The sequence below is a fragment of the Halomonas sp. G15 genome (assembly GCF_021282295.1).
GTDB lineage: Bacteria > Pseudomonadota > Gammaproteobacteria > Pseudomonadales > Halomonadaceae > Halomonas > Halomonas alimentaria.
This window is the reverse complement of sequence record NZ_JAJSPA010000036.1, coordinates 22,276-34,580: the sequence shown is the minus strand read 5'-3', so window position 1 is coordinate 34,580 and position 12,305 is coordinate 22,276. Positions and strand designations below refer to the sequence as shown.

12 protein-coding genes are annotated in these 12,305 nt (G+C 63.3%); 1 reads left to right on the top strand and 11 read right to left on the bottom strand.

Translation table 11 applies throughout. The features are described 5' to 3' along the window. Positions 1-302: 302 nt before the first annotated feature. From LWH48_RS14600 to LWH48_RS14570, 7 genes are all read right to left on the bottom strand, one after another. On the bottom strand, positions 303-866 hold the full coding sequence (locus tag LWH48_RS14600) for an SCO family protein (RefSeq protein ID WP_229332954.1): 564 nt from the start codon (positions 864-866) through the stop codon (positions 303-305). 25 nt (positions 867-891) lie between these two features. Beyond that, positions 892-1,356 carry a copper chaperone PCu(A)C gene (locus tag LWH48_RS14595; RefSeq protein ID WP_232913108.1) on the bottom strand — a complete coding sequence of 155 codons (465 nt, stop codon included), beginning with the start codon at positions 1,354-1,356 and terminating at the stop codon, positions 892-894. Beyond that, entirely contained in the window at positions 1,334-2,098 is a 765-nt protein-coding gene (locus tag LWH48_RS14590) for a cytochrome c oxidase assembly protein (protein ID WP_232913110.1), read from the bottom strand. Before LWH48_RS14590 ends, LWH48_RS14595 begins: the two co-directional genes overlap by 23 nt. Positions 2,099-2,462: 364 nt before the next feature. After that, on the bottom strand, positions 2,463-3,584 hold the full coding sequence (locus LWH48_RS14585) for a L,D-transpeptidase family protein (RefSeq protein WP_232913107.1): 1,122 nt from the start codon (positions 3,582-3,584) through the stop codon (positions 2,463-2,465). Beyond that, complete coding sequence (lnt, locus tag LWH48_RS14580) at positions 3,554-5,056, bottom strand: apolipoprotein N-acyltransferase (RefSeq protein ID WP_232913106.1); 1,503 nt, start codon at positions 5,054-5,056, stop codon at positions 3,554-3,556. The genes LWH48_RS14585 and lnt overlap by 31 nt, the downstream gene beginning before the upstream one ends. A gap of 4 nt (positions 5,057-5,060) precedes the next feature. Continuing rightward, positions 5,061-5,543: a signal peptidase II gene (gene lspA, locus LWH48_RS14575; protein WP_023007119.1), complete on the bottom strand. Its 483-nt coding sequence runs from the start codon at positions 5,541-5,543 to the stop codon at positions 5,061-5,063. A gap of 17 nt (positions 5,544-5,560) precedes the next feature. Then, positions 5,561-7,756: a heavy metal translocating P-type ATPase gene (locus LWH48_RS14570; RefSeq protein WP_043525355.1), complete on the bottom strand. Its 2,196-nt coding sequence runs from the start codon at positions 7,754-7,756 to the stop codon at positions 5,561-5,563. Positions 7,757-7,840: 84 nt separating this feature from the next. Between LWH48_RS14570 and LWH48_RS14565 the strand changes: the two genes are divergently transcribed. Next, a complete protein-coding gene (locus LWH48_RS14565) occupies positions 7,841-8,299 on the top strand; it encodes a MerR family transcriptional regulator (protein ID WP_023007117.1) in 459 nt (152 codons plus the stop codon). 21 nt (positions 8,300-8,320) lie between these two features. On the opposite strand, the gene LWH48_RS14560 is transcribed toward LWH48_RS14565, so the two are convergent. The 4 genes from LWH48_RS14560 to LWH48_RS14545 form a co-directional block, all read right to left on the bottom strand. Further along, a complete protein-coding gene (locus LWH48_RS14560) occupies positions 8,321-9,103 on the bottom strand; it encodes a ZIP family metal transporter (RefSeq protein ID WP_232913105.1) in 783 nt (260 codons plus the stop codon). Positions 9,104-9,210: 107 nt separating this feature from the next. After that, entirely contained in the window at positions 9,211-10,284 is a 1,074-nt protein-coding gene (locus LWH48_RS18385; RefSeq protein WP_161629684.1) for a M23 family metallopeptidase, read from the bottom strand. A gap of 182 nt (positions 10,285-10,466) precedes the next feature. Further along, entirely contained in the window at positions 10,467-11,105 is a 639-nt protein-coding gene (locus LWH48_RS14550; RefSeq protein ID WP_232913104.1) for a DsbA family protein, read from the bottom strand. A 140-nt stretch (positions 11,106-11,245) separates the two neighbouring features. After that, entirely contained in the window at positions 11,246-12,160 is a 915-nt protein-coding gene (locus LWH48_RS14545; protein ID WP_133483788.1) for a cation diffusion facilitator family transporter, read from the bottom strand. Positions 12,161-12,305: the final 145 nt, after the last annotated feature.

Below are 12,305 nucleotides of genomic sequence, written 5' to 3'. Positions count from 1 at the left end.
CCGCGAGCGAGAATCGTGCACCGAGCGTCCTTCGTGTGAACCTGACGGTTGAGGAGCCGAGTGCGTCAATCGCGCACGCTCGGATCTGTGGGGGGCCGGAACGAGCAATCGTCCGGTCTACCCGACCAATAACTCCTCTCACACATAGCCCTTGCAGCTCTCTGACCCAATTTCCAGGAGTGAAAGGTGATCGAACGTGGTGTTCAGCTGCCTCAAGGCGCAACGACGAACCTTGCACCGTACTCCTAGGTAATCCCCATCCCGATCCTCGACGGAAGATAGGGGCGATGGACGGTGACTACTCAGGCACCGCTGGCAAGCCTTCCAAGGTCGGCAACCACGGCCTCCATGGGGTCGCTGTCGCGGATCAGCAGGCGCGCCTCTCCCTGGGCATTGAAGGCGAAGACAGCGCTGGAGTGCGACACATCATAGTTCCCTTCGCTGTCTTCTTCGCCATACCCGTAGGTCACCCGATAGCGGCGTGTCAGCTTATCGAGTGCCGCTTTATCCCCCGTGAGGCCGATGAACTGGGGGCCGAAGGCGTCGGTGTAGCTATCCAGTGTCTCGGCGTCATCGCGGCGAGGATCCACCGAGACGAAGAGCACCTGGATTTCATCACGCGCGGTTTCATCCATGCGTTGGGTGGCCGCGTCGAGACGCGAAAGGGTGGTCGGACAGACATCGGGGCAATGGGTGAAGCCGAAGAACAGCAGCGTCGTCTTGCCGAGGAACTGATCGGCGCTCACCGTATTCCCGTTCTCGTCGATGAGTTCGAACGCCAGGGAAGGCATCAGCCCCGAGATATCCTTGGTCTGCCAGTCTGGATCGCTGCAGCCCGCAAGCCATAGCGTCACGAATAGTGCCATGATGCATCGGCGCATCCTGCTCCCCCTACTGTGCTGTCGGCGCCACGGCGCGGAACGTGTCACGCTGTCGCTGATTGCCGGCGAAATGAAGATTCACCTCGACGTCGTCACCAACGACGAGGGGGCGAACCCGCTTCATGAGCATGAGATGGTAGCCACCCGGGGCGAATTCGACCTGCTCCCCCGCCGCCAGCTCCAGTTGGGCGACGGGCTCCATGCGGGTGACGCCATCCTGATTGACACTGCGGTGCATCATGACATTACCGAAAGCGGGGCTATCCGCTCCTGTCAGGGTGACGCCCTTCTCGCTGGTATTGGTGAGGGTGAAGTAGCCTGCCGCGGGCAGGTCCCCGGGCAGGAGCCTAAGACGCGCCTCGCTGACCTCCAGTTCGGCAGCCGCCAGCGTGCCGGACGTCGCGATCAGCAGCAGGAAGGTCGAGCACCAGTGTTTCGCTAGTCGCGGCAGACTAGGGTGTGGCGTGAGAGACATCAGCGGCATCCTCCTTGCGGGCATCACGGAACAGAAAGCTGAGAATGATCAGAACCCCGATGGCACTCATCATCGTGGCCGGTACCCAAGTCAACAGGCCACCGAGGAGCTGGTCAGTCAGAGGGTCCAGCGGCCAGGCACGCCCGCACACCTCATAGACATCGAAAATGACATTCCGGCTGAAGACGATATAGGCCCCCAGCACGATCTGTGGCGGAATCACCACCAGCAGGATGGCGATGCGCTTTCCGTAGCCGAGGCCGCCCTGCTGCGGCGTGCGGCGATCCAGGATCAACCACCAGAACAGCAACCCATCCAGCGCCATGCTCCAGTTCATCACTTGATACAGGTCGGTACTCAGCATCGCATCGAAGTGGACCTCGGGAATCAACCAGAAATAGATCAGCCCGACGAACAGTACGGGAGCGATCAGTGGATGCTGAAGCGTCCGGTATACGGGGCGCAGCAGGCGCGAGACCGGCCTCCATCCTGAAAAGTGCCTGATTCGGGTCGGCAAGCCGTCTGTCAGTACCGGCAGGGGGGCGGCCAGGGCAATCAGGAAGGGACCGGCGTGATGCAATACCAGATGCTGTGCCCGGTGGGTAAAGAACATGTACTGGGCGAGGTAGTCGTAATGGGTCTGGGTGACGCCATAGATGGTGGCGACACCCAGCAGGTAGGCAAGGACTCGGCCTGCGCCGGTGGCCTCGCCTCGCCGTCGGCGCTGCCGGAGGCCACGCAGGTAGAGCGCGATGGCCAGCAGGCAGGCCCCCGACCAGGCCAGCGAGAACTCCCACGGCAGCAGGTAGCCCAGAGCAACGTCGAGGTCGATAGCCCTTCCCTCCCCAGAATCGGCATGCCAACGGTGAGACTAGGAGCCCACCGTGGCATGCGGCAAGGTGGGACTATAAACGCAGACGAAGTCAGAGCCCGCACCTCGGTGCCTGGGAGGCGAGGAAGGCCGCGCCCCAAGGCACGGCACCAGTTCAGTGGTTGGGTATACCGCCAACGCGCCGCCAGTGACCCTGCACAGGGCGATAGGTCCTGTATCAGCCACGACTGAAGTCAACATCACGAGACTGACAGGACCCGCCATGTTGTCGTCGTCATGGCCTGCGCAGCGCAATTTCTGCGTAGATACCCTGGTAGTCAGGGTCAGGTGTTTTATCCGGCTCCGGCTTCGGATTCAGGGCTACCATGCGACCGCTGGGGTCATCCAACAGGCCGCGAAGCTGTTCATAATCGAAGCTCCAGCCCTCGGCCTTGCGCTGGTTGAGACGGGTGACGGTCTCTACCAACGTGGACATGCTGTGCCCCTCCCCCTCCAGGGGCGGGAATGCCTGAACCAGCGGTTGCCCTTCATGCCAGCCGATCTTGATGGGCTGGTTGACGATTCGGACCTGGGTGCCGGCGGGCACGCGGTCGAAGATCGACTCGATGTCCCCAGGGAACATGCGAATACAGCCACGACTGGCACGCATGCCGATACCATCCGGCTGGTTGGTCCCATGGATCAAGTAGCCATCGAATCCAAGGATAATGGCATGGTCTCCCAGCGGATTGTCCGGGCCTGGGGGCACCACGCTGGGTGCCTCTTCACCACGTGCCCTGGCTTCACGCTGGACCGACTCGGGTGGGTACCAGGCGGGGTTCTTGATGTTCATGGTGGTCTTGGTCACACCGAGGGGCGTATCGAAGCCCTCGCGACCGATGCCGATAGGATAGGTCTCGACACGTGGCGTCTCGTCGTCATCCACCTCGGGATAATAATAAAGGCGCAGCTCGGCGATGTTGATGACGATGCCAGTGCGCTCTGCAGGGGGCAGGATGAAGCGTCCGGGTATGGTCACCTCGGCACCCTCGCCGGGAATCCAGATGCTCACGTCCGGGTTGGCGCGCACGATCTCCCTGTACCCCAGGTTGTGCCGCCTGGCGATATCGAGCAGGGTATCTTCTCGATCCTCCACCGTTATGCGGTAGGTGTCGCCGATCACATTGCCTTGTTCAGGCAGCGGATAGTGGCCGAGGGGCCACTTGTTTTCCTCCTGGGCCTGAGCAACGCCGATGAACGCAAGCCAGCCTGCCAGCGCTCCCACCAGTGTGCGTGTTCGAAGCTGCCACCATGGAGATTTCCTTGCTGTGCCAGAGTGGGATTCGGATAACGCCATCATTCTCTCCCTTTTCGGCTGGACCCTTATCATCCAGACCGACGTGTGTTGAATCGCCATCCAGGCAGCACCAGTAAGGCGGCCAACAGCCAGGTGGGCCAGCTACCGGTTCGGGTGAACGGCGTGTTTCCCACCATGGGCAGCACCTCGCCGCGAAGGCTCGTCGCCTGGAACTGCGGTGCGCGGGCCGTGACACGGCCCTGAGGATCGACGATGGCGGTCACGCCGTTGCTGGTGGCGCGGATCAGGTACCGGCCGTTCTCCAGCGCACGCAGGCGGGCCATCTGCAGATGCTGCAGGGGGCCGATGGAGCGGCCGAACCAGGTGTCGTTGGAGACCGTCAGCAACAGCTCAGCATCGCGCGCCTGCTCGGCGACACGATCGGCATAGATGATCTCGTAGCAGATGGCGTTACCGATGGTGGTTCCGGCGGCGTGGATCGGCCCCTGAGCCTCGGCCCCGGGGGTCATGACCGGCATGGGCAAGTCGAAGAAAGCGATAGTGCCGGCGAGCAGGCGCTTCAGCGGCAGGTACTCGCCGAAAGGCACCAGACGCACCTTACGATACTGGCCCTCGGCGTTACCCAGGCCGATCACGCCGTTGTAGTTAGCGCCGCCGTCGCGCTGCAGGATGCCTGTGAGCAGGGCGGTGTCGGGCGACAGTTTGGACTGCACCCGCTCCAGTATGGGCCGCGCGTTCTCCTCGAACATCGGCAAGGCCGCCTCGGGCCAGACAATCAGGTCGAGGTCGTTGGACTGGGCAAGGGTCAACACCGTGTAGATACTGGCCGCCTCACGCTGGCCCTCGGGCGTCCACTTGATCGACTGGTCCAGGTTGCCCTGCAGCAGGGCGACTCCCAGCGGCTCGCCGGCCGGGAAGGTCCACTGGGCCGGCAGGGCCAGGGGAGTCAGCCAGAGAGCGGCGATGGGCGCCGCGGCCCACCAGCGGCGGCGCAGGAGCTCCACGCCCAGGGTGCCGGTCAGGGCGGTGATCAGCGACAGGAGATAGACGCCGCCTACCGGGGCCCAGGCCGCCAGCGGCGAGTCCACCTGAGAGGTGCCCAGCAGCAGCCAGGGAAACCCGGTAAACAGCCAGGTGCGCAGCCACTCGCTGAGTACCCAGGCGCCGGCGAAGCTGAGGAAGGCCAGGCGTGGGCCCGTGACGCGGCGATAGAGCCAGAAGGGCACGGCATAGAACAGCGCCAGGCTGGCCACGAACACACCGGTGAGGAAGAGCGCCAGGAGCGCCCCCGTATCGCCATAGTCGTGGATCGCGACGAAGACCCAGGAGGTACCGGAGCCGAACAGGCCCACGCCATAGCACCAACCGCGGAGGGCGGCTTGAGCGGGTGTCAGGGCATGGATGCCGACATAGACCAGGGCCACCGCCACCGGGCCCAGCCACCACAGCGTGAAGGGCGCGGCACTAAGGGTGGTCAACCCTCCGGCGGTCAGGGCCAGCAAACAGCCGAGGACCGGAGAGAGCCGTCCGAAAAGCGTCATGTCCCGGACTGGCGGGTTCTGTGCATCCATGCCGTCACTCGGACAACCTGGGGGAGGGACGTTCATGCAAGGCCGCCATCGCAAAGGTAATGACACCCAGGAACAGGGCGATATCCGCCAGGTTGAAGGCGGGCCAGTGCCACTCTCGCCAGTAGATGTCCAGGTAGTCCACCACATACCCTCGCGCCAGGCGGTCGATGCCATTACCCAGCGCGCCACCCAGCATCAAGCTGTACCCCAGCGCCTCCAGGCGGGGCCTGGGCCTGCACAACAGGAACGTCAGCACGATAGCCGCTATTCCTGTCAGGCAGAGGAAGAGGTAGCGCTGCCAGCCACCTGAATCGGCGAGGAAGCTGAAGGCCGCCCCCGTGTTCCACCAGTGACCCCAGTTGAAGAATGGGGTCAGCGGGATGGTCTGGCCATACGGCATCAGCGCCTGCACCAGTCCCTTGATGACCTGGTCGGCCAGGCCGACCATAACGGCCAGTGCCAACCAGTAGCGGCTCTGCGGCGCCATCGCTATCCGTTTCGTTCTCATGACGTGGCTGCCTGGTAGCGCGGGCTTGCCGAGCCGCTCATGGCGGTCCCTGGTGAGAAGCGATAGCCCAGCAGCCGCATGGCGTTCAGGGTCACCAGCACGGTGGCACCGGTATCCGCCATCACCGCGATCCACATGCCGGTGATGCCCAGCGCCGTGGTCACCAGGAAGATAGCCTTCAGGCCCAGCGCCAGGGCGACGTTGGTCTTGACGTTGCGCAGCGTGGCCCTAGACAGGTCGATCAGCTCGGCGATGCCGGTGACGCGGTTCTTGAGCAGGGCCGCATCCGCCGTTTCCAGTGCCACGTCGGTGCCGCCGCCCATGGCGATGCCGACATCGGCCGCCGCCAGTGCCGGGGCATCGTTGATCCCGTCGCCCACCTTGCCGACCGGCCCGCGTCCGGTGGCCTGCCATTGCTGCACGCGCCGGGCCTTGTCCTCGGGCATCAGCTCGCCATGGGCCTCGATGCCCAGCGAGCCACCGATGGCAGCGGCGGTACGCGCATTGTCACCACTGAGCATGACGGCCTCGACGCCGAGACGTGACAGGGCGGCGAGCCCCTCCCGGGCGTCCTCACGCGGCTCATCGCGAACGGCGATCAGTCCCAGGGGACGCTCGCTCTCGACCAGCAGGGCGAGACTCTTGCCGGCACCCTCCAGCTCGGCGATCCGGACGTTCAGGTCATGATCCAGCGTGACTCGCTCGGCCAGGTGGCGAGGCGTGACCAGGCCCAGCTCGCGCCCCTCGACCCGGCCGGCGACGCCCAAGCCCGACAGGGCGCGGCTCTCGCTGGCCAGGGGAAGCGACAGGCCCTGTTGCTGCGCATGGGCGAGGATGGCCGTGGCGATGGGATGGCTAGAATCACGTTCCATCGCGGCTGCCAGCCTCAGGATCTCGTTTTCGCCCTGGCCGGTGGCCCAGTCCTCCACGTCTGTGACACGGGGAGTGCCGGCGGTGAGGGTGCCGGTCTTGTCCAACGCCACCGTGCGCAGCTTGCCCAGCTGTTCGAGTACCGCGCCGCCCTTGATCAGCAGGCCCCGCCGGGCGCCCGCCGAGAGGCCGGCAGCGATCGCCGCGGGGGTCGAGATCACCAGGGCACAGGGGCAGGCGATCAACAGCAAGGCCAGGGCGCGATAGACCGATTCCGACCAGGCCATGGTCGAGACCAGCGGCGGCACCACCGCCATCAGCAGGGCGAGCCCCACCACCGCCGGCATGTAGTAGAACGCGAAGCGATCGATGAAGCGCGCCACCGGCGCCTTGGCGGCCTGGGCCTCTTCCACCAGGCGGATCACCCGGGCGATGGTGTTGTCCTCGGCGCCGCGGGTTACCTCCACCTCCAGGGCGGCATCGAGGTTGACCGTGCCGGCAAAGACGTCGTCCCCCGGGGCACGCGAGCGGGGCACCGACTCCCCGTTGATCGGTGACTCATCCAGGTCGGATTCGCCGGTCAGAATACGCCCATCGCAGGGCACGCGGTCGCCCGGTCGCACCAGGACTCGCTGCCCAGGCGTGAGCGAGGCGGCCGAGACCTCACGAGTATCCCCATCCTCCATCAGCCTCGCCGTGGACGGCGTCAGGTCCGCCAGGGCCGAGATGCTGCGTCGCGCCCGTGAGGCGGCCACGCCCTCCAGCAGTTCGCCCACGGCGAACAGGAAGACCACCACCGCCGCTTCGGCGGCGGCGTCGATAGCCAGGGCGCCCAGGGCGGCGATGCTCATCAGCATCTCGATGGTGAAGGGGTTGCGCATCTTCAGTGCGCCCCAGGCGCCCTGTGCGATGGGCACCAGACCCACCAGGGTGGCGGCGACGAAGGGCCAGCCTCCCAGTACCGGCCAGGTCATGCGAAGGACCAAGGCCAGAGCCAGCAGGCCCCCCGTGACGAGCACCAGGCGTCCTTTCGCGGTCTGCCACCAGGGCGCTGGGGGGGTATCTGACCCATCCTTCTCGGTATCGGCGGCAAGCCGGTAGCCAAGCTCGTTAAGGATCCGTTCGATCGTCTGGTGAGACGGGGCCGAGTGTGGTTGGGGGTGTACGGTGACCGACCCGGTCACCGAACTGGCCGATACCGCCTCGATGCCCTCCAGGCGGCCCAGCGCGGCTTCGACCTTGCGCTCGCAGCCACCACAGTCCATGCCTTCGACTCGTAGCGTGAAGCCCACTGACGTTGCCGTGGATGTCGAATTTTCCATGGTGACACTCCTGGCGATGGGTTATCTTCTGAAGGATAAACCTTGTAGCAACTATAGATTCAAGCCATTCAGGAGGGCTTCAGGATGGCGGAGACGAGCGATGCAATCGGCATCGGCGAACTGGCCCGGCGTGCCGGTTGCAAGCCCGAAACGGTTCGCTATTACGAGAGCATCGGGCTGGTGAGCGACGCGACACGTACCGAGGGCGGTCAACGCCGCTACGGAGAGGAGGCCGTCAGGCGGCTGACCTTCATTCGCCATGCTCGGGACTTCGGCTTCTCGGTGGAAGCGGTGCGTGAACTGCTGGCCATGTCAGACCAGCCCGACATGCCGTGTCAGGAGGTCGACGCCATTGCCAAGCACCACCTGGAGGAGGTCGAGTCGCGGTTGCAGCGGCTCTCCGCACTGCGTGACGAGCTCAAACGGATGGTCAGCCAGTGTGCCGGGGGGAAGGTCGAAAGCTGCCGGATCATCGAAGTGTTGAGCGATCATCAGCTTTGTATCAGCGACCAGGCCCACGGAGGCGCTCACGACCTGGGGTAGGCGCCTGGAAGGGTCGGCAAGCTAGCCCAGCGAGACATCCAGGAACAGCATGAGTACCAACCCCACCGAGAGCCCCAACGTCGCCTTGTTCTGGTGGCCACTTCGGTGGGTCTCGGGAATGATCTCATGGCTGATGACATAGAGCATGGCGCCGGCGGCGAAGGCCAGCCCCCAGGGGAGCAGCACTTGTGACATGCTGACGACTCCCGCACCTAGCAGGCCACCCAGCGGCTCTACCAGCCCGGTGAGGGAGGCAATGGTCCAGGATCGCCAGCGTGAATAGCCTTCACCCAGCAGTGCCACTGCCACCGCCAGGCCTTCCGGCGCATTCTGCAGGCCGATACCGATGGCAAGGGGAAGTCCCCCTTCGCTTCCCCCTGCTCCAAAAGCCACACCAACCGCCAGACCCTCTGGCAGGTTGTGGATCGTGATGGCAATGATGAACAGCCAGATTCGGCGAAGCGATGCTGCCTGTGGCCCTTCACGCCCCTGCTCGAAATGCTCGTGGGGGAGTTGCTCATTCAGCAGGGCGACCAGCCCCATCCCCATCAGTATCGACGCGCAGGCAATGACGGCAGGCAAGACGCTACCGCCATAGCGCAGTCCAGAGGCTTCCAGGGAGGGAATGATCAGTGAAAAGAAGGACGCCGCCAGCATGACACCGGCGGCGAATCCGAGTGCCAGGTCGCGAACGGCACGATCGGGCGCCTTGCTGATCAGGATAGGTAGCGCTCCGATCGCGGTCATCGAACCGGCGGCAAGACTACCCAAAAACCCCAGCGTGACTGGAGAGACACCTTCCATAGACCCTTCCCCTTTGGAGGGTTGGTACTGCAGGGAATGTTGAGTCACACGACGATAGCCATTACATGGCCACCGCTGCGTCTCATACAACAAGCCAGCCTGGCGGCCTATCGATTATCCAAGGCGACCAGACCAGACGTACCGATGGCTTTTTTCAGACGACCACGAGCCTCGAAGAGCGCGCTTCGATAATCCTGGGGTGTCGGTGACTCCCCCAGAATGATGCGCTGCCCCTCCTCCAGGGGATCGACAGGTCGGTCACCCACTCTCACTTCGTAGTGCAGGTTGGGCCCCGTGGTGAGTCCGGAGGCCCCGACTTCACCCAGCGTGTCGCCGGCATTGATGGCGTCCCCGACCGACAGGCCGGAGGCGAAGCGACTGAGATGCGTATAGCGACTGAGAGTGCCCCTCTCGTGCTCTACCTCCACGACACGACCATAACCTCCCCGGCGACCGACGAAGGAGACCCGCCCCGGCGCCGTCGCCATGACTGGGGTGCCGCGAGGGGCGGCAAGGTCGACGCCGTCATGACGACGTACCCCACCGTAAACGGGATGGCGTCGATTGCCGAAGGCGGACGTCAGGCGTGCGCCGAGCACCGGGAACCGCTTCGTCTCCACAAGGCTACCGTCCTTGAAGAGCATCACGGTGGCTCTCTGGTCCGTCGGCCATACCATCTCCAGTCGTGCCGACGGGTCAGCCAATCCCATATAGGTCAGACGGGGAGGCCCGACTCGCGTGCCATCCTCTCGGCGATCCTCTTCCCACAGTAACTGCAGGCGCTCCGCGCCCGAGATATCTCGGGCTGTGTCCATGAGTCCGCCTAGCAGCACCTCGAGGTCCATGGCGAAACGCGTGGGTATCCCCTCTGCCGCCAAGGCGGCATAAAGTGACGTTTCGATGTCCACTTCACGGCCCAGAGTCAGGGTGTCGAGACGAGGCGGGACAATCCGCGTCGACGGCCGCTCCCCCAGTGTAACGACGTATTGAATACCCGAGTCACGCTCGATGGCCACCGACACCGGCTGTCCGGTCGTCAGAGAGGTGACAGTGAGACGGTCTCCAGGCCGCAAGCGTCTTGGGTCGAACCTCTCCGCCAGCGATGTCGACGCTTGGGTGCGCGTCTCGGCATTCACGCCAAGCTGCTGCAGCAGTGCGTTCAGGGTATCCCCAGGCGCCACGGTTAGCTCCTGGGCGACGCTCTCGGGTGGCTGAACGGCCAAGGGCGCTGAGCCCCTCTGTGTGAGAGCCTGTGCCCTGGTCGATGCCGGTTCGCTCGGGGATAGCAAGGTGTTCTCTTGCCAATGGGCCTCGGCCAGCAGAGGGCCCAGACCCACCAATCCTAGCAGCAACCAGCGCCGTGTCATGACGCATCGTCCTCGCCAGCGACCTCGGTCACCTCACGATTGACGGCGTCGACCAGTTCCTGCATGCCGAAGGGGTCCAACAGCTCACCATTGACGAAAAAGGTCGGCGTCTGGCGGATCTGGTTGGCCTTGACGTCTTCCTTGTCCTGGTCAATGACCGCTTGTACCTCGGGGGAGTCAAGTTGTTCCTCTGCTGCAGCCCTGTCCAGACCGGCCTCGCTGGCGATATCCAGAATAGCGGCCTCATCGAAGCTGCCATGAGCCGCCCACTGGCTCTGCCGGGCCAGCAACGCCTCCAGCACCGGCTGGAAGACGTCCTGGCGCCTGGCGACTTCCAGCACGCGAATGGCGGTATCGGACAGGTCTCCGTGGAAGGGCGTGTAGCGCACCACCAACCGCACCTGGTCGGGATACTCTTCCTGGATGCGCTTGGTCAGCGGATAGAAGGCACGGCAGGCCTCACAGGCCGGGTCGAAGAACTCCACGATGGTCACCGGCGCTTCTTCCGGCCCCAGAACAGGCGAGTGTGAGCGCACCAGAGAGTTTTCGGCCTGAGCGCCATCCTGGCTGGCCGCCTCGGCGCCCATGCCCAACAACGAGGGTCTCGCTACGATCACGATGAGGGCGGTCAGCATCAACGCGCCAACCAGGATAAACGTCGCTTTTTTGTACATTGACTTCTCCAATTCAAGTGGTTAAACGGAAAGCAAGACCAGAGGACTGCTGAGTGGATCTCAACCGCTGTTGGGTGCCTAAGTCGGCGAATAGTGGCGTGTTATCCATGCCCATAAAGATTGGCTCCCTGATGCGCATGATCAATATGCTCGAATTCCAAGCTGGAGTGGCCAATGTCAAAGCGCGCTTTCAGTTGCGCCTTGATATCCGCCTTGATCGCCTCGAGCTGCTGCCAGCCTGCTTCCGTCGTCACCACGTGGCAATCAAGTGCGGCGGTATTCTCCTGCATTTGCCATAGGTGAACATGATGCACATCCTCAACCCCTTCGACGCTGCGCAGGAGATCAATGACTGATTGACCATCGACATCGGGAGGCGAGCCCAGCATCAGTGTCCGGATAGGGGTACCTATTTCCGTAAAGGCAAGATAGAGAATATAGAGTGCAATACCGATCGTGATCGCGGGGTCTACCCAGCGCATATCGTATAGCAGAATCAGCGAGCCCCCAATGATCACAGCGATGGACGCAAACGCATCAGACAGGTTGTGCAGGAAGAGAGCCCGAATGTTGACACTATGTTTTTGCATCGACCAGGTGAGCAAGGCCGTTAGCGCATCGACAAGAAGAGCGACAATCCCGATGATGACGACTATCCAGCCTTGAATCTCTGGCGGGTCGATCATGCGCATCACGCCTTCATAAATTAGATAAAACCCAACAAGAATGAGAGTAGTGTAGTTGATCAGCGCTGCGACAATCTCGATTCGTCCATAGCCAAACGTCATCTGAGAGTCAGGTGGTCGCCTCGCGATCTTGCGGGCAGCAAAGGCAATGACAAGGGCAGCCATGTCGGAAAAATTATGCAGCGCATCCGCGATCAGCGCGAGGCTTCCCGCCAGGATACCCCCCACTATCTGAGCAACGGTCAATATCCCGTTGGCCCAGATGGCGATGCTCACCCGACGGTCACCAGAGGTGGGGTCAAGGTGGGGATGATCGTGATGATGTCCCATGCGTCATCCTTGTGGTGTCACCTGGAGACCCGGCAGTATAAAACCTATAGCAACTCAAGCTTCAAGCCCGAATTCTAATGAAGACCGAGCCAAGGCTAAGCGTATGGAACTTTGCATAGTGGGCGCTGTACCAGACATGGTTACC